Source organism: Facklamia sp. HMSC062C11 (assembly GCF_001810675.1).
GTDB classification, from domain to species: domain Bacteria; phylum Bacillota; class Bacilli; order Lactobacillales; family Aerococcaceae; genus Facklamia; species Facklamia hominis.
Map to the genome: position 1 here is coordinate 48684 of NZ_KV802374.1, position 21850 is coordinate 70533.

A 21850-nucleotide genomic window follows, 5' to 3' on the forward strand; every position below is an offset into this window, starting at 1 on the left:
TTTTTAATTTATTATTAACCACGACGTTGTTTTGAGTTAGCAATTCGTTGGAAAGCTTGTCCAATATAGTTGATAGCAAGCATCATCACAAGAACTAATAAAGTTGCTGGAAGCCATACCCAGGTTTTATTTTGAATAACATCGGGCGTCCGTGCATAACCAATTAATGTTCCTAAGGAAGGTGTCCCAACAGGCAAACCAAATCCTAAGAAAGATAGTCCCGTTTCAAGACCAATATTTCCAGCAAAAGAAAGCGTCAAATTCGTAATCATTAAAGACGACAGGTTTGGTAAGAGAGATGTCAGCATAATCTTCCAGTCTCGCGTCCCCATGGTCTTAGATGCTTGAATATAGTCCTTAGAGGCCTCTGATAGTGATGCGGTACGAACAAGCCTTGTCTGCCCCATCCAACCGAAGCAAGAGATAATCCAAATCAGAGTCCATGGATCAAATCGTTTAACAATGGTTACCACCACGATAATAATCATCGTTGTTGGTAAAACGATCAAGAAATCCACAATCCGCATGATTAAATTATCAACATGATTTCCATAATAACCTGCGATTAATCCAATGAGGGTCCCAAAAGCTGCAGTTAAAATGGTAACCGACCAAGCAATCGTAAGAGAGTTTCGGGTTCCTAAAATTAATTGATGCAAAACATCACGACCAGCATCGTCCGTTCCTAAAATAAATCCATCCGTCCCTGGTTGTTTATAACGGTCAAAAATATTAACCAATGAGGCTTGAGATTCATCAATAAAGAATGGTCCAATAACTGCCATTAGAATGATGATTAAAAGAATTACTAATGAGATTAAAGCAATCTTATCCTTAGCAAATTCTCTCACCACTACTTCCCACCCCATCGGTGGTTTAGATACGGCTTGATTGTCCTCCAAAACTTCTTCTTGTAATGGTATTTGAGTATTATTTTCTGCCATTAAAATCCCTCCTATTTAATCCGAATACGTGGGTCTACGAAGACCATGATGATATCCGATAGTAATGAACCTAAGAGAGTCATCAAGCCGTAAAGCAAAGTAATGGCTAGCATCACTGAGAAATCTCGTAAGTTGATTGATTCTACGAACAATAGGCCCATTCCAGGATAAGTAAAGACAGTTTCTGTAAATACCGAACCACCTAAAAGACCGGTAATGGTAAATCCAAAGAAAGCTGCAATTGGTAGGATTGAATTTCTAAAAATATGTTTACGATAAATCACTGACTCAGGAACACCCTTAGCTCTGGCTGTACGCACATAATCTTCTGACTTAGCGTCAATCACACCCGTTCTAAGATATTGAATCGTTGAGGTAGTTGACAATAAGGCCATTGTGATTGCTGGTAAAATTATATGATGCAATCTGGATAAGGCATAATCCAAAGTTCCAGGGCTCATTCCTGGTGCAACCGTTCCTGTTGTTGGGAACCAATGTAATGTATAACCAAAAGCCCAGATCATAAAGAGTCCTAACACAAATGAAGGAATTGCATATGTGATAAACGTATATAAGTTAACTGCCTTATCAAAGAAGCTATTATTATAACGACCAGATAACAAACCTAGTGGCAATGCCAAGAGATAAGAAAGAATAACAGTCAATAAAGACAATTGAACAGTCGGCATGATTCGTTGACCAATGATATTCATAACCGGTTGACGGTGATGCCAAGAACGTCCTAAATCTCCGTGCAAAATGTTACCAATCCAATCGAAATAACGGATATGCCATGGTTTATTAAGACCTAGGCTTTCTCGCATAGCTGCAACTTGTGCTGCATCAATCGTCGGATCCATCAGCCCTGTTAGGGCATCCCCTGGCATCATGGCTCCCAAAGCAAAGACAATAATGGATAAAATAAGAATTTGTGGAATCATGATTATAATCCGTCTTAAAATTGTTTTCCACATATTATCTCACTCCTCCTTTTTCAAGCTGCGACAGTTCTTTTAAAGCAACATAATGATGATCATTAATCTTTTTAAGATCATAAACCTTACCTTGCTCATCAAAATAGGTTGATGAATTTTGGCGATATTCTTTTTCTACTTTTAGGCGATTAATTTTATTTTCTTCACGATTATTTGGATCCACATGTGGAATTGCAGATAATAATCGTCGTGTATAAATATGTTGTGGATCGGCATAAATTTCATGATTGCGCCCGTATTCTGTAAAGCGACCTCTAAACATAATCGCAATTTCATCAGACATATGTTTAACAACACCCAAGTCATGAGAGATAAACAAGTAGGACACATTATACTCTTGTTGAATTCGTTTCATAAAGTTTAAAACTTGTGCTTGAACTGATAAGTCCAGAGCAGACACTGGTTCGTCTGCAATAACTAATTTAGGATTTAAGGCAACAGCTCGAGCTACACCAATCCGTTGTCTTTGACCTCCCGAAAATTCATGGGGATATTTACCTAAGGCATCTTGGGTTAAGCCAACAATTTCCAGAAGTTCGATTGATTTTCGCCACTCTTCATCCGGCGTCATCGAAGTAAAATTACGCATTGGTTCTGCTAAAATATCCCGAATCCTCTTTTTGGGGTCAAAGGATGATAAGGAATCCTGGAAAATCATCTGAACATTACGACGATATTCAGACCGTCGACTCGCGGCAGAATTAGAGACATCCTGGCCGTCATAGATAATCTTACCCTCGGTTAATTTTTCTAAGCCAATAATCGCCTTACCTATCGTTGATTTACCTGAACCTGATTCTCCAACCAATCCATAAGTTTTACCAGCTTCAAAATGTAAATCTACGCCATCTACGGCATAAACGTAATCGGTAATACGATTAAAAAATCCTGATCGAATAGGATAGTGAACTTTTAAATTTTCAATACTTAAGAATTCGCTCATTATTCACCCTCCTCTGGAAAATAAAAATCTTGATAACAAGTACAACGAACTAAGTGTCCTGGTTCTACCTCGTGAAGTTCAGGATGGGCTTCATGTTTATCGGCAGAAATCCAAGGAATTCGATCTGCAAAGCGACAACCTGTTCTTGGTAAATATTGTAATGCTGGGACAACTCCTTGAATCACATGTAAATCTCCTTTTTCGTCGACCATATCATTCGACTGAGGGATTGACTTAAGTAAGGAGCGAGTATAAGGATGCAAAGGGTTATTAAACAATTGCTCAACAGGTGCCAATTCAACAATTTGTCCTGCATACATTACTGCAACACGATCCGCTGTTTCAGCTACAACACCTAAGTCATGAGTTATCAGAATAATTCCGGATTCAGTCTCATCTTGAATATCATTTAGCAAATCAAGAATCTGGGCTTGAATCGTCACATCTAAAGCGGTTGTCGGTTCATCAGCTATAATAATCGGAGGCTTACATGATAACGCAATCGCAATGATCACCCGTTGACGCATCCCACCGGATAACTCATGAGGGTATTGTTTAACCATTCGTTCCGGTTTAGGAATCCCAACTTGATCTAATAATTCAAGAACTCTTTGTCGACGCTGGCTCTTATTTAGATTAGTATGATAATAGAGCGCTTCTTCAATTTGTTCGCCAATATTCATCAAAGGATTTAACGCAGCCAATGGATCCTGGAAAATCATCGCAATATCATTCCCACGAATCTTGTTAAAGTCTGACTCAGAATAATTAACTAAGTTATCTCCCTTATAATCAATTTCGCCTGTAATTCTAGTATTCAAGCGATCATGCAAGCCAACAATGGCTGTAGCAAGGGTTGATTTCCCACAGCCTGATTCTCCCACAATTGCGAGCTTTTCATTTCTAGCCAACGAGAATGAAACTCCGTCGACTGCATCATAATAGTCATCTTTAATTCTGAAGCCAACATGGACATCTTTGACTTCTAATAAAATTTCATTTGATTTCATTTCTAACCTCCTAGATTATATCAATCCTCAAAGTCATGCCTTACTGCTTGGCTACAAGTTGATCAATATAATCAACGGCATCTTTGATGTTATTGAGTTCTTCCATCTTCTCATCTTCAAACTCAATACCATAATGGTCTTCTAATTCCATCACAAATTCAACAACATCCAAAGAATCTGCACCAAGATCGTCAAATGTCATCGTTTCAGTGATTATTTCTTCATTAATGTCAAAACGTTCAGCAATTAGTGATTTAATGTATTCAAAGCTTGTATTCTCTTGAGACATTTTTTTCCTCCTCAATTAACGTTATCTCTCATTTTAACGATATTTTTCTAACCTGTCTATTATTATCTTAATTTTTATTGAAAATATTTTTCATCTTTTCAATTGCTTGCGATTGAACAATCTCTCGAGTTTGACGGATCGCATTAAAGATAGCTTGATCATCAGATGATCCATGAGCCTTCACAACAGCGTTGTTAACACCTAGTAAGACCGCACCACCTTGCTTAGAATCATCAAACTCAAGCGCCAATTGTTTTAAACGATCTTTAACTAAAAATGCCCCTACTTTCGTCTTTAAGCCAGATTGGACTAAGGCTTCTTTTAAAAGTTTAAAAATCGCCTTGGCTGTTCCTTCAAGCGATTTTAAAACAGCATTCCCAGTAAAGCCATCAGTAATCACGATATCAACATTACCAGTTAATAAATCTTTCGACTCAATATTGCCAACAAAATTTAAGGTTTGGTCCGCTTCTAATTGCTCATACACTTCTTTTCTTAATTTATCACCTTTGCCTGATTCTGCCCCATTGTTCAGTAAACTAATCCGAGGAGTCTCTATCTTTAAGACAGATTGAGCATATTGATTCGCTAAGAGTGCATGTTGATATAAGTAAATAGCTTTAGCATCAGCATTAGCTCCAGCATCCATCAAAATAAAATAAGGAGAAGATGGATTGATAGTTGGGATCAATGGCATTAATCCCGGCCTTTCAATCCCTTTTAGTCGTCCAATAATAAGTAAACCAGCGGCCAATAAAGCACCCGTATTCCCCGCTGATATCAAGGCATCTGCATGACCATCTTTAACAGCATATGCAGCCTTTACTAGCGAAGAATCTTTCTTTTTACGGATTGTTTTTACCGGATCATCCTCACCTGTAATCTTCTCACTGGCATCCACAATTACTAAACGAGTCAAATCATCAAACTGAGACATCAACTCTTCTTGTGGACCAAAAAGTGTAATTTCAATATCCGAATAAGTGGCCAGAGCCTGTTTTACCCCTTCAATGACTACTTCAGGAGCGTGATCTCCACCCATTGCATCAATTGCTAAACGTATCATACTTAACTTCCCCTCCAATTAATACTCCATTTTTGTACGAGTTAATAAAGTGTTTAAATGTTGCTGTTCCATACTTGACAGATTTTCTAAATGACTTTGAAGATAGGCTACCATTTTATAGATATTTAGTAAAAGTTCTTGATCTTCAATCGGATGAATTAATTGAAATTCAGGCAGGCCACTTTGATTTCTTCCTAGAATATCCCCCATTCCACGAATTTTCAGATCCTCCTTGGACAAAGTAAATCCATCCTGACTTTCCGTCATCATCTGTAGTCGCTTCTTTGCTTGTTCAGTTTTGATCTGAGCGACCAATAAACAATATGAAGAAAGATTCGACCGCCCGACTCGACCGCGTAATTGATGTAATTGGGCTAAACCGAAACGTTCTGCAGATTGAATAACCATAAGGGTTGCATTTGGAACATCCATTCCCACTTCTACCATAGAAGTAGCAACCAAAATATCTAGCTCTCCCTTTTTAAATTGGTCCATCGAAAACAACTGGGCTTCTTTCGACAGCTGTCCATGCAAAAGTCCCATTCGATAATTCGGGAAGCGTTGCTTCAAAGTCAAAGCCACATTCTCGACATTTTCTACGTCTGTCATTGCATCCGAAGATTGAATCATCGGTAAAACATAATAAACCTGATGCCCCTTTTCAACCTGATCTTGTATCGATTCAAAGACTTGGTCCATCTGTCCTTCTTCTAATAGCTTGGTCTCAATTGGTTGTCGACCAGATGGTAATTCCTCAAGACTAGTAACATTTAGATTAGCATACAAAGTTTGAGCTAAAGACCTTGGAATGGGAGTGGCCGTCATTTGTAGGTTATTTGCTTTAAAATCACCCGCCGCTTTTTCAGATAAAGCCTGCCTTTGGCCGACACCAAAGCGATGTTGTTCATCAATTACCACAAAAGCCAAATCCTTATATGAAACACCCGCTTGGAACAAAGCATGCGTGCCAATCACGAGTCGAATCCGGCCTGTTTTTAACCCTGAAATGACCTGACTTTTTTGAGTCGGATCCATTTGAGAGGTTAATAGTTCGGCATGCAGACCGACCGCTTCAAAATAACGATTAAATGCCACTTGATGCTGAATCGCCAAAATCTCGGTGGGTGCCATTAAACAGGCCTGGAAACCAGCAGAAACAGTAGCTATCATAGCAAGAAAGGCAACCAATGTTTTTCCTGACCCCACATCTCCTTGGAGTAATCTTTGCATAGGATACACTTGTAAGAAATCATAACAAATAGCATTAACCGCTTTCTTTTGACTATTAGTTAATTCAAAGGGAATGGCTTGAATTGCTTGGCGAAGTTGATCTAAGTCATAATGAATCTGATAACCTTTTTGAGTTTCTTGATCGTGTTTCATTCCTTGCAATTGCCATTGATATATAAATGCTTCTCGAACTTTCAGTTTATGCTTTGCATATTGATACTCTTGGTCATTTGCAGGAAAATGCATGGCATAAAGTGCTTGATTTAAGGGCAGTAAGTCAAAATACCCGTTCACATAATCCGGCAAATCCTCTTCAATCAATGATCCATAATCTACAAAAGCTTGTCTGATAATTTTTTGGATTTGACCTTGTTTCAAACCTTGAATGGTTCGATAAATTGGAGAAAAGTCTTGACTTGATTGCTTACCCAAAAGCTTCATAGCAAGCAATTCTTGACGATTCGCTTGCCACTTTCCATATACCGCTACGGATTCACCTAAAACAATTGAATTCTTTAGATAATGCTGGTTAAAGAAAACAACTGAAATAATATTATATTCATCGACCGCCATTTTAAACCATAAGCGACTTTTCTTATTTCCATAAAAAGTTACAAGCGGTGGCGATACTACTGTCCCTCTGAGCACCACTTTTTCTTGGTCTAAAAGACTAGTGATTTCTCTTTCTTGCAGATCCTCATAACGAAAAGGAATATGAAAAAATAAGTCTTCCACTGTTTCAATCCCCAGTTGGATAAATTTCTGAACAGTTTTAGGACCAACACCCTTAACTTGATCAATCCTTATGTCCTTTATGTTCGATTGGCACATATCTGCCTCCTTTTTATAGAAAAAAGGACGGTAAAAGCTCCGATCAAGCTTTTAAATCCGTCCCTAACTTAAAGTACACTATGCTTAATCCACCGAAACAAAATATTGATAAACAGGTTGATCCCCTTGAATCACTTCAACTTCAATATCAGGATGACTTTCTTGTAAGACAGCTTCTATTTCATCTGCTAGTGCCTGTGAGCCTGTCTCTCCCACAATGAGTGTTACTAATTCCGAATCATCTTCGATCATCTCTAAAATCAAAGTCTTTAACACGTAGGAAAGATCTTCATCAGCTAGAATAATATTTCCATCAAGAATAGCCATAAAGTCATTTTCTTTAATTGAAATATCATTAATCTGACTATCTCGAATGGCTGTTGTGATTTGACCTGACGCGGTGCTTTGAGCATAATTTTGCATAATTTCTTGATTTTCTTCAATGGATGCTTCTGGGTTAAACATCAACATTGCTGCAATTCCTTGGGTAATCGACTTAGTTGCTACCACCTTAGCCGGTACCTGAGCAACTTGGGTTGCCTGTTCAGCAGCCATTTGAATATTTTTGTTATTTGGTAAAATCAAAATGTTTTTAGCATGGACTTGATCCATTGCTTCAACAAAATCCTGCGTTGATGGGTTCATCGTCTGACCCCCTGCAATCACATAGGATACGCCCATTGATTTAAATAAATCAATTAATCCTTGACCCGATGCGACTGCAATAATAGCAAATTCTTTTTCTTGAATCGGATGTTCTGGCAATTGATCACTAGGCTGCTTCAAAGCTTCTTCTTTTGCTTCAAGGCTCCGCACCTGTTCACGCATATTTTCAACTTTAATCTTAATTAATTCACCATAACTTTGACCTAATTGCATCACTTTACCAGGATCTTCCGTATGAACATGAACTTTAATAATCTCATCATCAGCGACAACTAATAAAGAATCCCCCATTTTATTCAATGTTTGACGAAAGTCTTCATAATTAAAGACTTGATGTTTTGAATAATCTTGGCTAATACGCACCATAATCTCAGTACAATAGCCAAAAGTGATGTCTTCCATTCTTACTGGATGTTCATTCTTTTCTTCAAAAATAGCATGAGCATGTTGATTGACTGAAGCTTCTTCCTTTTCAGAAAGGTTTTGACCAGTTAAAGAAGCTAAGAAACCTTCATAAATGCAAAGTAAACCTTTACCACCAGAATCCACAACACCTACTTGCTTTAAAACTGGCAATAATTCCGGTGTATGATCCAGAGACTCTTGAGCTCCCTTAACAATGGATTCCATCACTTCAACGATATCTTCAGTTTGCTGAGCTTTCTTTTCTCCACGTAGAGCGGATTCTCTGGCAACCGTTAAAATAGTTCCTTCAACTGGCTTCATAACTGCTTTATAAGCAGACTCTACTCCACCCATAAAAGCTTTTGCAAAGCTTTGGCTATCGAGGGACTCTAGGTCTGCAATTGCTTGAGAAAAGCCTCTGAAAATCTGAGAAAGAATAACACCTGAGTTACCTCTTGCGCCCATCAAAAGCCCCTTAGCTACTTTAGTTGCTAATTCACCGACTGAATGAGTCGAGGATTCCATCATGCTCGCAACACCAGATTGAAAAGTCATATTCATATTAGTACCTGTATCCCCATCTGGGACAGGAAAGACATTCAATGCATTCACTAAATCAACATTATTTGCTAAGTTGTCAGCACCTGTCATAAACATTTTTTTGAATTCAGATGCTTGCATCGTTGTTAATTTCACACTTTACCTCCTAAAGCAATTAGTCAATCTTAACGCCTTGAACGTGAACATTGACATAAGCGAGTTCAAAGCCTAAAAGTTGTTCAACATTATATTTAACAGCTTGTTGTATATTCTGACAGATGACAGAAATTTTTGTCCCATAAGATACCACAATATAAATATCTACAGAGATGTCACTTCCATCTTGAGTGATAACCACTCCTTTGGAATAATTTTCTTTTTTCAAAATTTCTGTTAAATTGTCACGGAAGAAGTGTTTGCTAACCATTCCCACAACACCATAATTATCAGTAACAGCTGCTCCAACGACAATTGAAATCACATCATTGGTGAGCGTTATTTCTCCGTTAGGAGTTTGAATATTAATAGCCATTCTGATACCTCCTTTTTGATATCTTTATCAGTTTAGCACAAACTAGCCGTAGAATCATCTATTATTCACTGACTAAATAGTAATCTTGAAAAATAATCCATTATTTATATTCAAAACTTGCTACTCATGCGAAATTATGGTAAATTATTCAAGTATGAAATCAAGCAATTCATTTGCTAGCAGAAGAAGGAGGCTAGACTATGGCTAAAGAATGTTATTTCACTGGACGTAAAGCTGTCTCAGGTAACAACCGCTCGCACGCTATGAACAAATCAAAACGTCGTTTTGGCGCCAACTTACAAAAAGTTCGTGTGATGATTGATGGTCAACCTAAAAAGGTTTGGGTATCAGCTCGTGCTTTAAAATCAGGCAAGGTAGAACGTGCCTAAGGCCTTAATTACCAGTCTATAAAAAAGAGATCTTTCAAAATGAAAGATCTCTTTTTATTTGTCAATAGTCTGAATCACTCCAATAATACCCTTTTCAAAACTCAATATAAAATCTTGATCCACTAAAAATTCATTAGAAATATAAGCGCAAGGATGATTGGTTCGTATATGGTCCAACTCATACTTCACCCCTTTTAAAGTCAACCTATCTAAAGGAGTTAGTCCAACAACTGATACATATGGGCTTTGGAATAAGGGATCAATTAGGTGATCACCTGGTAAATAGAAGCGGATAGACGTCTTTTCTTCCAAAAAATGGATTTTCTCAATCAGATTTCTAAATCGTTCTTGATAGACTAAATAGAAATTGGCTATGAGATGATCTATTCGCCCCTTACCATTACCAATTCCCCCTAGTATAGTAACCGACCCTATCTCTGTCATCGATAAAACCTTTAGTAAGGCTAATTCTAAATCAGTGTCGTCTTTTTCGGGAGGAAATTGCTCAAACTCCCCAGCATATTGGCGAATCTGCTTTAGTTCATCCTCTGAAATAGAGTCAAAGTCTCCGACTGCATAATCAAGGGGAAGGCCTGCTTTTTTAAGCAACCAGGCTCCCCTATCCACTCCAATAGAATAGTTTTCTTTCGCATCAAGATCGAATAACCAGCTCAGATCTGGATTAGGACCGCCAGCAACTATGACAATGTTAGTCATCCGAAGCGCTCCTTAATTGATCAATCGCTTGTTGAGGATCTTCATGATTAAAGATGTATGACCCTGCTACTAGCACATCGGCGCCAGCTTTAACACAGTCTCGAGCTGTACGGTCATTAACACCACCATCCACCTCAATTTCAAATTTTAAATCTTCTGAATTGCGTATTTTGGCTAGCTGAGCGACCTTTTTCAATGTGGAAGGGATAAAAGCTTGGCCTCCAAATCCTGGATTTACCGTCATTACCAATACTTGATCTACCATATCTAAAATCGGAATAATAGACTCAACCGAAGTAGCCGGGTTAATTGCAACTCCTGCCTTCTTGTTTAACTGGTGAATCTGTTGAAGTGCTGAATGAAGATGCAAGCACGCTTCCTGGTGAATAGTGATAATATCCGCCCCAGCCTCTGCAACACTTTTAATATATCGTTCTGGTCGATCAACCATCATATGACAATCAAAGACCAAATTCGATTTCTTTCTTAAACCTGCATAAACCATCGGCCCAAAGGAGATATTAGGAACAAATTGTCCATCCATAAGATCAATATGAAGATACTCTACTCCCATCCGCTCAATTCGTTGGATATCGGCTGCTAATTGATTAAAATCTGCACTTAACATGGACGGTGCTATTTTCATGATAGTCACTTACTTTCTGTTATAATTTTTTGGACGTTCCGCCAATTTTTGATAAAGAGATAGATAATTTTGATAACGGGACTCAGCAATTTTGCCTTCGTCAACCATGGATTTCACATGACAATGAGGTTCATTAAGATGAACACAGGTTGAAAAACGACAACCATAACTTGCTTCTTTAATTTCAGGAAAACACAAGGACAAATTTTCGAGGGATAAATGGTCATAGGAAATCGACGAAAAGCCTGGTGTGTCTGCGATTAAGCCATCTTTATAAGCATACAGGCTCACCTGTCTTGTAGTATGCCGGCCTCGATTTAATGACTGCGAAATCGCCGATGTTTCTAATTCTAAATTAGGAATCAAACGATTTAATAAGGTCGACTTCCCAACTCCTGATTGTCCAATAACCACATAAACCCCATCATGAATTTTATCAATTAAAGGACTTAGGTCATTCTGCCCAGTCCTATCCAAGGCTATCACTGAATAACCGATATTTTGATAAAGTGTCATAATTTCCTGTATCCGGTCCTCAGCTTTTTGAGGCGAAATAGACCCTTTTAATAAGTCAACTTTACTCAAAAGAATAATCGGCTTGATTTTATAGGACTCAAGTAACACTAAAAAGTGATCTAATAGATTATAGGAAAAATCGGGTTCTTTTAAAGAGAGCATTAATAGAGCATAATCGACATTTGCTATGGGTGGGCGTAGCAGCCTATTTTTGCGAGGCTCAATTTTAAATATTCGTCCTACAGATGTATCATCTTCTAAATCCATCTCAAATTGGACATAGTCTCCCACCAAAGGTTTTAATTTTTGATGACGAAAATTCCCCCTTGGCTTAGTTGTATAGGATTGACCGTTTGACCACACATAATAAAAACCTGCTACAGCTTGATAGATGATTCCCGTTAGAACTTTTTTATCCACTTCTACCATAGCCCCTCCTAGATATAAGATTATGAATTAAGATATACACTTGAACTTTCTTCAATCACTTCACCATCACGGACAATTCGATATTGTCCATATCCGTCATCGGGAATATAGAGCGTTATCTCTAATTCTTGTGACTGAGTAATCTCAAATTCCTTAGCGACATTATTGATATTATTTCGCTGATCTCCAATAAAAACTTGAATTTTATTAGGTAGTGGCTTTTCTTTTTGATAATCTTGTTTGGCATATTGAGGAACATATTCAATATAAAAACTTTGACTTACCTTTAATTCTTGCTTTTCTTCTTTTCCTTGAGAAATAACCACATGAATGGTATCACCAGCAGTTAGAGGCGTACCTGATAGAGGATCTTGACGAATAACTCGACCCTTAGGTATATAGTCATGATACTCATAAGACTCCTCAATATATAAGCCATACGCATCAGCAAACTTATAAACCATATCCAATGACAAATTATAAAAGTCTTGCATGCTGGTATCTTTAGAATCTGAGCCAATCACTAAAGTAATGGTCGAATCTTCAGCAACAACTTCCTGCCCTGGTTGAATCGATTGCTCTAAAATTTTGCCTGCTTCATCGGACCCTGAAGCCAAATAACGTAAATCAACGATAAATCCAGAATCGATCAATTCTCGTCTTACAGGTTCATAGTCTCTACCCACATAATTACCAATTTTCACACGGGGCTTACCATCAGAAATCACAATGTCTACTGATGAATGACGATTAACACGTTCCCCCGCTTTTGGTTGCGTCTCGATCACTTCGCCTTGTGGAACAGTTTCATCGTAAACTACCTCTGTTTTACCTAGCATCAAATCAAAATCCGCCAATAATGATTGTGCTTGATCCTGAGTTAAATCCGTCAGTTCAGGCACATTAACTCGCCCCATAACCATTCGATAAGCAAAAAACAACATTAATCCTACCAGAGATATTAACAAGGCAGACAAGAAATATTTAAACCCTTTTACCCATTTTTGAGATTTTTTTAGATTATCAGAATAGTCATAACCTGCATAAAGTGTTTCATCTAAAGGTTCAGGAGCTACTAGCTCTTCTGCCTTTGGTGCTTCTTCCAAAAGTTTTTGAGAATCTTTATGAGAAGTTTCCTTTGATTTTGTCTTGCCTGGGGTAAATATTGGCTCGTTCATGCGCTTAAGCGATAAAGCGGTTGTCAAGTCATTCAACATTTCCTGAGCTGATTTATAGCGGTCTTCTGCATCTTTAGCGGTCGCTTTTAATACCACATTTTCTAGACTTTGAGGAACATAATCTAATTGATCTTTAATCCTTGGAAAAGGTTCCTGGAAATGTTTTAAAGCAATCGATACAGCCGATTCCCCATCATGAGGAACTTTACCAGTGATTAATTCATATAAAACAACACCCATAGCATAGATATCTGATTTGGTAGTTGCTGCAGATCCTCTGGCCTGCTCTGGAGATAGATAGTGTACCGAACCCAATAAAGTATTGGTCTGAGTAATTGATGTGTCAGAAAGAGCCACAGCAATCCCAAAGTCCGTTATTTTTGCCACATTTTGATCTGTAATTAAGACGTTTTGTGGCTTAATATCACGGTGAATAATCCGATTGCGATGAGCAGCATCAATACCAGCTACAATTTGACTCATAATGGATACAACAAGTTCTAGTTGAACCGGCGCGTGTTCACGAATAAATGATTTTAAATCTTGTCCTTTCACATATTCCATTACTATATATTGCTGCTTTTCATGTTCATCAACATCATAAACTTCAACGATATTAGGATGAAGTAATTGACTAGCAGAAATAGCCTCACGTTGAAAACGCTTTATTGCATCTTGATTATCCTGAAAGTCATATCGAAGAACTTTGACAGCTACATCTCGATCTAAAATAAGGTCGTGTGCCAAGAATACATTAGCCATTCCTCCAGAACCTATCAAAGCGTTCAAAACATAACGATTCGATAATTTATCATGTATTTCAATCATGGCACTCCTCCTCCCCACTTATTCTAAATTCCTTGGCTAAAATCAGCGTAATATTATCTAACCCACCCGCTTCATTAGCCGCTTCAATTAATCGATCCGCTAAATAATCGAGATCTGACAAATCAATAGTGGAGTGAATAATGGCTTGAATCTCTTCGTCACTTACCATCGTATTTAATCCATCTGAACATAGTAACAATAGACGGAGATCTTCAACCGAAAAATTATTCACTTCCGTTTTTAAATCAACAGGCTGCCCAATCGATTGAGTAACCACATTTCTTCGTGGGTGATTAATTCCTTCTTCAGGGGTAATTTGACCTGATCGAATCAGCTCATTCACTAAAGAATGATCATCCGTTAGACGAATTAACTGGCCTTGATTATTATATGCATAAGCTCTTGAGTCTCCCACATGTGCAACAAGAAGTTGATCTTCGACCTGTGTCGCCAATACAAGTGTCGTCCCCATTCCATGTTGGTCCTCATTATTTTGAGCCTCTAAACTAATATATTGGTTAACCTGACTCATAATTACCTGTAACCAGTCTTTCATTTGTACAAGATCCAATGGATCTTTAAGAGTTAAAAAATGTTGACCAATAAACTCCGTTGTCTTTTTACTCGCCACATCTCCAGCTAGGTTGCCACCCACGCCATCACAGAGAATAAGTAAAGCTTGTTTTCCCGGTGATACAAAGTAATCTGCGTAATCTTGATTGCTGGTCCGCTTTTTACCAATATGCGTATGAACTACGATCTCCATCTTCCACCTCAATCCTTTGATTTTATGAATCGACTAATAAAAAAGCCATCTGTATGATAAACCTGAGGCCACACCCGGATATACCCTTCTTCGGTTAAGAGCTTTTTAGGCACACCCTCTTCTTCCTTTACAGGATCTATCTTAAAATTTGAATGTTTTTTTAGGAAACTTTGAACCTGATACTCATTTTCTTCATATACCAAAGAACATGTTGAATAAATCAATCGACCTCCTGGTTTTAAAAGACTAGCAGCTTTCTCCAGCAGCTGATCTTGAATTTGGCAAAGTGAGTCAATCGATGTTTGATCTTTTCGGTATTTAATTTCTGGTTTCCGACGCATCAGTCCAGTACCTGAACAGGGTGCATCTAAGTATATCACATCAAATAAATCTTGAAAATCTGGAGAATACTTCAGAGCATCCGTTGCGTGTAATGTTACCCGATCGCTCAAGTTCATCCGATCTAAATGATCAGACAAAATTTTCAACTTGCGTTTGGAAATGTCTAGAGCCCATAAATGCCCGTTGTCTAGTAAACTAGCAATATGAGTTGCTTTCCCCCCAGGTGCTGCACAGGCATCCAGAACTTTTTCATGCCCTTTCAATTGTCCAAGTGGAGCTACCAACATGGAAGATTCATCTTGAATGGTTAAAGCACCTTCTTTAAATAGATCAGAGTGAATCGGTGTCTTCTTTTCAAAACGTAACCCAAAACTTGAAATTGGACTTCCTTCAACCGGCGTCCCTCGCAAATTAAACCAATCGATAGCTTGTTTCTGTGTGATCTTCAAAGGATTGATCCGAACGCTGATTAGAGGTTCCTCATTTAGGCTCGCTAAAAATAGTTCTAATGACTCCTCCGAAAGATGCTTGGAGAAATATTCGACAAGCCAATCATCGATTGAATAAGTAATCGCAAGACGTTTAATAGGATCTTTAATGAGCTCTATAGAACGCAGTGGATGACGCATAAACTGGCGTAATACACCATTCACAAATTTACCAAGTCCTTGATGCCCATTCGTTTTAGCAATCGTTACTGCATCATCAACAATAGCATAATTAGGAATACGGTCTAAATAGACCATTTGAAAAACTGACATTCTTAAAAGACTTCGAACCCAAGAATCCACTTTTTTCCCTTGTATGTATGGTTCGATTAAAAAATCAAGCGTCTTACGTCGTTGAACGCTTCCATATACAACTCTAACCAAAAGATCTATATCACGTTGATCTCGCTTACTATTTTGAATATAGCGATCCAGGACCACATTTGAATATTCACCACCCTGGTCAATCTTATCCAAAATGTATAACATATCCCATCTTAAATAAGATTTTAATTTATGTTTGGCCTTGACTTTTACTTTCATATTATTCCCCTATTTCACTCATAAATTGTTGACCAATAAATTCTTTTAAATTTTGTCCTTTCAAAAATTCAGAAACAGGCATTTTCTTTTTCCCAGCAGGCTGGTAAATTTCGACAGCATAATAGGTCTGATTGCCACATTGGACATAAAAAGCTTGATCATCACTTGCAACAATCGTTCCTGGGCTATACTCTTTTGTCGTTAACCGATTCATCACATCCGTTTTTTGAACTGGATGTCCATCCCAAATTTTTACGCGTTGGCCTGATAAAAATGTATAGGTCGTTGGATTGGGCCTAAAAGCACGAATGTGATGATCAATTTCAATCGCTGTTTTTTCCCATTGAATGATTTCGTCGCTTTTTTTCAAGACTGGTGCATAAGTAACTTGATCTTCCTCTTGTTCCACTGGTTGGATTGCTCCTTCAAATATTTTAGGCAAGGTAGAGAGCAACAATTCTTTGCCTATTAAAGCTAATTTTTGAAATAAGCTGCCGGCATCATCGTGTTCTTGAATTGCAAGACTAGTTTGAGCATAAATAGCTCCTGCATCCAACTTTTCAGTCATTGCCATGATTGATACTCCGGTTTCCTCTTCCTGCTGCCAAATAGCATACTGAATAGGGGCTGCACCCCGATATTTAGGAAGCAAAGAGGCATGGACATTAATAGCGCCCTCTTTAGCACTATCCAGTATATCTTTAGGGAGTATCTGGCCATAGGCCGCCGTTATAATCAAATCCGCACCTAATTTGAGCAAAGCAGCATGTTCATTAGAACCCTGAAGCCGTTCTGGTTGATAAACAGGGATTTGATACGATTGGGCTAGTAATTTTACCGGTGGTGGTGTCAAAACCCTTTTTCGACCTACTGGACGATCAGGTTGCGTAACAACTGCCTGCACATGCACATCAACATCTTCGACTAATCCTTGTAGAATGGTTGCTGCAAACTCAGGCGTTCCCATAAAAATAACTTTTTTCACTCAAATCCCACTTTCTATATAAAATACTGCGGCTCATGATCAATTTGGATGTAAATTCCTTTTTTTTCTGCAAGTTGACTATCTAAAGTCTTAAATTGATATTTTGATAAAATATCGCGTTCTTTAAACTTTAATAAAAGCATAAAATGATAATAATCATTAATCCGCTCAATCCCACTATTAGATGGGCCTAGAATAATTACTTCTTTATCCTTTAATATATTTTGTAGTTCCAACTTCACTTCAAAAATAGCTTGCTGTGCTTTGGCTCGGTTTTTGCTTGATAATTTAATGGAACAGGTATAGTAATAAGGTGGATATTTCCCAAGATGACGACGCTTCATTTCGTAATAAAAAAACTCTTCATAATCATGTTGACTAGCGAATTGAATCACATAATTATCTGGATTATAGGTTTGAATAATAACTTGACCCTGCAGTCGTCCTCGTCCTGTTCGCCCAGCAACTTGAGTTAAAAGTTGAAAGGTCTTTTCTCCTGCACGAAAATCAGGTAAATTTAGGCCCGTATCTGCATTAATTACCCCTACTAAGGTCACGTTCTCAAAATCAAGCCCCTTTGCAATCATTTGTGTACCTAGAAGAATCGCTGATTTCTGGTTTGAAAACTCATTCAATAACCTTGCATGAGCTCCCTTTCGTCGAGTAGTATCATTATCCATTCGAATAACTGGGGTATTCGGAAATAACTCTTTTAAATTTTCAAAGACTTTTTGAGTCCCCATTCCCTGTTTTCGTAAATGATCACTCCCACATCGAGGACAATGATGAATCAAAGGAGTATGATAATCACAATAATGGCATTTTAAGGATTGGTCATACTTATGATAGGTTAAGGAAATATCGCAATGCGGGCATTGCAATACATTCCCACAAGATCGACACATAATATAAGAAGCATAGCCTCGGCGATTAAGCAATAGGACTACCTGCTCTTCACGATCAATCCGCTGTTGAATCGCTTTTTCTAACTTTTGAGACAAAATGAGCTGCCCCTGCTCCTCCAGATTTTGCCGCATATCTATAATTTCTACGGGAGGTAAGGGGCGTTGATTAATTCGTTGATCCATATGAATTAATTGATATCGATTCACTTCGGCTCTAGCCCTAGACTCTAAGGAAGGGGTAGCAGATCCTAATAGTAAACAAGCTCCATGATATTTTGACCGCCACTGAGCAACATCACGTGCATGGTAACGTGGATTTTCATTTTGCTTATAGGTTGTTTCATGTTCTTCATCGATAATAATTAACCCAATATTCTTCAGTGGTGCAAAAACAGATGAACGTGCTCCAACAACAATCTTAGCTTCTTGATTAATAATTCGCCGCCATTCATCATACCTTTCACTAACAGAAAGACCAGAATGAAGAACAGCTACTCCCTTTCCAAAGCGTCCGACTACCTGTTTTACCATCTGAGGTGTTAAGGAAATTTCCGGAACTAATAACATAGCTGTTCTCGAATCAGATAGAACTTTAGCAATTAACTGCAGATATACTTCCGTTTTTCCAGACCCGGTAACACCTTCTAATAAAAATGTTTGTGCTTTCTTTTGATCAAGACACTCCGCAAGTTGGTCAAAGGCCAACTGTTGAGATGTTAATAAGGGGCGAGCGGGATTAACTTCAATCTGATCAATTTGATCAGGTCGACGGTATTCATCCGCTTCATAGACTGCTAAAATTTCTTGGTCAATGAGACGATCAATGACCGATTTTGATACCTCAGCCGCTTTCGACAATTGTTGAATGGTCAATGGACTTTTTGGTGGATGATTCTGTAAATACTGTAATACCTGGATCTGCTTTTTACTTCTTTTAGATAAAGTTTGAATCTTTTTTATAAGTTTATCTGGATCGTATGATTCCGGAGAAATGTAGTGCAATTTCTTTTGAGTTTTTTGATCCAAGACTCGATATTCGATTCGTATTTTATTTAATTGAATTAATTGTTTAATTTGATTAGGGGTTAGGTATGTTTCCAGATCATGCTTAGTTATTTCAAGATCCTGATCCATATCAGAAAATCCCACTTTCGATAATAAAGGGTCTTTGTCAAGAATCCTAAAGACGGTTTGATATTTAACTTTAAGCATAGAAGGCAGCATCGCCTGTAGAACAGTTATCCAATAGCATTGTAAACGATAACTCAATTCTTGTGATAATTTGATCAGTTCTTCATTAAGATAAGATTGATAATCTAATACGGCTGTTATATCACGGATTGTTCCTTCAAATTCAACTTGATCTTTGATAGCTACGACAATAGCCATTAACTTACGAGCACCAAAGGGAACTTCAACTCGCATCCCTAATTCCAGCGCATCTTGCCATTCCTTAGGAACATGATATTCAAAAGTATGATTCACTTGAGCACTCGGTATATCAACAACCACCTCAACAAACATCTAATCACCCCCTTAACAAAAAACCCCTATGCCTTTCTAACAAGTTAGACATAGTGGTTTTCATTTAAATTATCATTAAGAACGATCTACAGACAACAAACCTGCATTCACTTCTTCAAGTGCTTTACCGATTGTCTTAACTGATTTATATTGATTCAATTGCATCATTTTGAACTCATGCATCTGTCTTGCCCGCTTACTCGCTAAAATGATTAAAGAATATTTTGAGGGTTCCTTTTCTAAGAGTTCATCAATTGACGGATATAACATCATAATACTCATTCTCCTTTATTATTTAAATACTGATCCATGCCAATCTGGATCTTATCAATCACACGCGAAACACGCAAATGCTCGCATTCTATTATAGCATTTATTTTGCGAACTGCATTATCAACTTGATCATTAACTACTACATAGTCATACTCAGCCATCATTTCAATCTCACGCTTGGCTTGTTTCATACGCTGAGCAATCTTTTCTTTTGAGTCTGTTCCACGATCAACCAAACGAGTCTCAAGCTCATTTAAAGATGGTGGAGCTAAGAAGATAAAAATTCCTTCCGGCATCCTTTGACGTACTTTGCTAGCTCCTTGTACTTCAATCTCTAGAAAGACATCGTAGCCTTCCGCTAAATTCTTTTCAATGTTGTCTAAAGGAGTCCCATAATAGTTTCCAACATATTCGGCATATTCCAACAGAGCTTGATTTGCAATTAAAGATTCAAATTCCTCTCGTTTTACAAAAAAATAGTCTTTTCCATCAATTTCTCCGGGTCTAGCTGAACGAGTGGTGGCAGATACGGAATAGACATACTCACAATCTTCCTGCTTGAATACCGCTGCTCTGACAGTCCCTTTTCCAACTCCTGACGGTCCAGATAGAATGACAAGTAACCCTCTCTGTTTGGTCATAATATACCTCCCATACATAATATGATTTATTCTAGCACATTTTATAAAGAACTCAAAGTTTCTCGGAGCAATTTACTCAAGTATTGATCAATTTCTCAATTAATAAAACGAATTTATGTTCGTATTTCTCTTGACATAATGAACGTACGTTCGTATAATAAGATTATAAAGAAAGAACAAGCGTTCGCATTGAGAGGAGTTATGATTACATGGAGGCAAGTTATTCTCATCGAAAAAAACTATTAGGTCGATTTACTCAAAGATTTTTTCAGCCTTTCCTTCAACCTGCACATTTAGATTCTGATACAGAGATTATGCAAGAACTTAATCATGTAAAGAAATCTTTGCAGGTCCATTATATTAATCAAAAGGCGATCAGAATTCTTTTTGAATATTATGATTCTAATAATACACTCAAGATGACAGAACAAAATTGTCTCATCTTATCACCAATCCTCAACAATGCTTGGATAAAGGTACAAAGCCAAGGAGAAACTTTTTTTCTTGAACTCAATCAAATTATTCGAGTGACTGCCATCACACAAGCGAATATTGCCTAGATTGTTTGAAAGAGATTTTCCACCTATCCCCGCTTATTAAAAAACCGCAGCAAATAGCTGCGGTTTTTTAATCATTTAACAGAGCACTTGTCTCCTTGCGACTTAAATATTTGCTTCTTTTTGGAATTAAGAAAGACGGCTTTAACTTAGCTATAGTAATAAATAACAAACTAACTACGACTGTCATTACTAAAGAACTAATCCAAAAAGACCCAGTCATGATGTTTAAGGGCGATTCTTGTCCCATTGCAAGGGGACCTATATAAAATCTTAGAAAATAAAACAAAACATTGCTTAATAGCGCTCCCGTAATAATATTTAAGCTTGTAGAAGAGTAACGGCGATTATTCAATGTTTTCTGGGTATATTTAGCAAAAAAGCCCATTACAAGAACGCTGATAAATGGAATCATAGCGAAGACAATCACTGATAACCAGTCACTGATGGGAATAGAAATCATTCCACAAACAAGACCAGCTATTCCCCCATAAATACCCGCCGCAGCCGCTCCTTGTCTAAGAGCAAACCACAAAAGTGGCCATATAAAAACAGCCCAATAATAAGGCATTAGAGAAGATTCCATACGACTATAGAAATAAAAGATCAATCCTGTTAAGGCAATAGCTAGTAACCCTTCTCTAATTTGTAGCAAAAGACGTTTATTCATCT

22 protein-coding genes are annotated in these 21850 nt (G+C 37.7%); 2 read left to right on the top strand and 20 right to left on the bottom strand.

The window, feature by feature from the left end:
- Nucleotides 1–14 precede the first annotated feature (14 nt).
- The 9 genes from HMPREF2758_RS00350 to HMPREF2758_RS00390 all read right to left on the bottom strand — a co-directional run bounded on the left by HMPREF2758_RS00350 (nt 15) and on the right by HMPREF2758_RS00390 (nt 9451).
- Nucleotides 15–944, bottom strand: coding sequence for an ABC transporter permease (locus HMPREF2758_RS00350; protein ID WP_070608454.1), 930 nt, complete (start codon nt 942–944; stop codon nt 15–17).
- 11 nt (nt 945–955) lie between these two features.
- On the bottom strand, nt 956–1918 hold the full coding sequence (opp4B, locus tag HMPREF2758_RS00355) for an oligopeptide ABC transporter permease (RefSeq protein WP_016647690.1): 963 nt from the start codon (nt 1916–1918) through the stop codon (nt 956–958).
- 1 nt (nt 1919) lies between these two features.
- The gene (locus tag HMPREF2758_RS00360; RefSeq protein ID WP_070608455.1) at nt 1920–2882 is read right to left on the bottom strand and encodes an ATP-binding cassette domain-containing protein; all 963 of its coding nucleotides are present in this window, start codon (nt 2880–2882) and stop codon (nt 1920–1922) included.
- A complete protein-coding gene (locus HMPREF2758_RS00365; protein ID WP_070608457.1) occupies nt 2882–3892 on the bottom strand; it encodes an ABC transporter ATP-binding protein in 1011 nt (336 codons plus the stop codon). The genes HMPREF2758_RS00360 and HMPREF2758_RS00365 overlap by 1 nt, the downstream gene beginning before the upstream one ends.
- 40 nt (nt 3893–3932) lie before the next feature.
- On the bottom strand, nt 3933–4181 hold the full coding sequence (acpP, locus tag HMPREF2758_RS00370) for an acyl carrier protein (protein ID WP_006907479.1): 249 nt from the start codon (nt 4179–4181) through the stop codon (nt 3933–3935).
- Between the two features lie 67 nt (nt 4182–4248).
- Nucleotides 4249–5247, bottom strand: a complete 999-nt coding sequence (gene plsX, locus HMPREF2758_RS00375; protein WP_070608459.1) for a phosphate acyltransferase PlsX — start codon at nt 5245–5247, stop codon at nt 4249–4251.
- An 18-nt stretch (nt 5248–5265) separates the two neighbouring features.
- A complete protein-coding gene (recG, locus tag HMPREF2758_RS00380; RefSeq protein WP_070608461.1) occupies nt 5266–7308 on the bottom strand; it encodes an ATP-dependent DNA helicase RecG in 2043 nt (680 codons plus the stop codon).
- 84 nt (nt 7309–7392) lie between these two features.
- Entirely contained in the window at nt 7393–9075 is a 1683-nt protein-coding gene (locus HMPREF2758_RS00385) for a DAK2 domain-containing protein (RefSeq protein ID WP_070608463.1), read from the bottom strand.
- 19 nt (nt 9076–9094) lie between these two features.
- Nucleotides 9095–9451 (bottom strand): Asp23/Gls24 family envelope stress response protein, encoded by a 357-nt coding sequence (locus HMPREF2758_RS00390; RefSeq protein WP_006907474.1) that lies wholly within the window; start codon nt 9449–9451, stop codon nt 9095–9097.
- 200 nt (nt 9452–9651) lie between these two features.
- Here HMPREF2758_RS00390 and rpmB point away from each other — a divergent pair, with 200 nt between their 5' ends.
- Complete coding sequence (gene rpmB / locus HMPREF2758_RS00395; protein ID WP_006907473.1) at nt 9652–9840, top strand: 50S ribosomal protein L28; 189 nt, start codon at nt 9652–9654, stop codon at nt 9838–9840.
- Between the two features lie 54 nt (nt 9841–9894).
- Here rpmB and HMPREF2758_RS00400 read toward each other — a convergent pair whose 3' ends face one another.
- The 10 genes from HMPREF2758_RS00400 to gmk form a co-directional block, all read right to left on the bottom strand.
- Nucleotides 9895–10557, bottom strand: coding sequence for a thiamine diphosphokinase (locus HMPREF2758_RS00400; protein ID WP_070608465.1), 663 nt, complete (start codon nt 10555–10557; stop codon nt 9895–9897).
- On the bottom strand, nt 10550–11212 hold the full coding sequence (rpe, locus tag HMPREF2758_RS00405) for a ribulose-phosphate 3-epimerase (RefSeq protein ID WP_070608467.1): 663 nt from the start codon (nt 11210–11212) through the stop codon (nt 10550–10552). The genes HMPREF2758_RS00400 and rpe overlap by 8 nt, the downstream gene beginning before the upstream one ends.
- Nucleotides 11213–12148, bottom strand: coding sequence for a ribosome small subunit-dependent GTPase A (gene rsgA / locus HMPREF2758_RS00410; protein WP_070608469.1), 936 nt, complete (start codon nt 12146–12148; stop codon nt 11213–11215).
- A 20-nt stretch (nt 12149–12168) separates the two neighbouring features.
- Nucleotides 12169–14154, bottom strand: coding sequence for a Stk1 family PASTA domain-containing Ser/Thr kinase (gene pknB, locus HMPREF2758_RS00415; RefSeq protein WP_070608471.1), 1986 nt, complete (start codon nt 14152–14154; stop codon nt 12169–12171).
- Nucleotides 14147–14920, bottom strand: coding sequence for a Stp1/IreP family PP2C-type Ser/Thr phosphatase (locus HMPREF2758_RS00420; RefSeq protein ID WP_070608473.1), 774 nt, complete (start codon nt 14918–14920; stop codon nt 14147–14149). Before HMPREF2758_RS00420 ends, pknB begins: the two co-directional genes overlap by 8 nt.
- Before the next feature lie 8 nt (nt 14921–14928).
- Nucleotides 14929–16293: a 16S rRNA (cytosine(967)-C(5))-methyltransferase RsmB gene (gene rsmB / locus HMPREF2758_RS00425; protein ID WP_070608474.1), complete on the bottom strand. Its 1365-nt coding sequence runs from the start codon at nt 16291–16293 to the stop codon at nt 14929–14931.
- A 1-nt stretch (nt 16294) separates the two neighbouring features.
- A complete protein-coding gene (gene fmt, locus HMPREF2758_RS00430) occupies nt 16295–17278 on the bottom strand; it encodes a methionyl-tRNA formyltransferase (RefSeq protein WP_070608476.1) in 984 nt (327 codons plus the stop codon).
- 14 nt (nt 17279–17292) lie between these two features.
- Nucleotides 17293–19707, bottom strand: a complete 2415-nt coding sequence (priA, locus tag HMPREF2758_RS00435) for a primosomal protein N' (protein ID WP_070608484.1) — start codon at nt 19705–19707, stop codon at nt 17293–17295.
- Between the two features lie 75 nt (nt 19708–19782).
- Nucleotides 19783–19980: a DNA-directed RNA polymerase subunit omega gene (gene rpoZ, locus HMPREF2758_RS00440; RefSeq protein WP_006907464.1), complete on the bottom strand. Its 198-nt coding sequence runs from the start codon at nt 19978–19980 to the stop codon at nt 19783–19785.
- Nucleotides 19981–19985: 5 nt separating this feature from the next.
- The gene (gene gmk / locus HMPREF2758_RS00445) at nt 19986–20621 is read right to left on the bottom strand and encodes a guanylate kinase (protein ID WP_016647676.1); all 636 of its coding nucleotides are present in this window, start codon (nt 20619–20621) and stop codon (nt 19986–19988) included.
- 209 nt (nt 20622–20830) lie between these two features.
- Here gmk and HMPREF2758_RS00450 point away from each other — a divergent pair, with 209 nt between their 5' ends.
- A complete protein-coding gene (locus HMPREF2758_RS00450) occupies nt 20831–21181 on the top strand; it encodes a hypothetical protein (RefSeq protein ID WP_016647675.1) in 351 nt (116 codons plus the stop codon).
- A gap of 67 nt (nt 21182–21248) precedes the next feature.
- On the opposite strand, the gene HMPREF2758_RS00455 is transcribed toward HMPREF2758_RS00450, so the two are convergent.
- Nucleotides 21249–21848 carry a hypothetical protein gene (locus tag HMPREF2758_RS00455; RefSeq protein ID WP_070608486.1) on the bottom strand — a complete coding sequence of 200 codons (600 nt, stop codon included), beginning with the start codon at nt 21846–21848 and terminating at the stop codon, nt 21249–21251.
- Nucleotides 21849–21850: the final 2 nt, after the last annotated feature.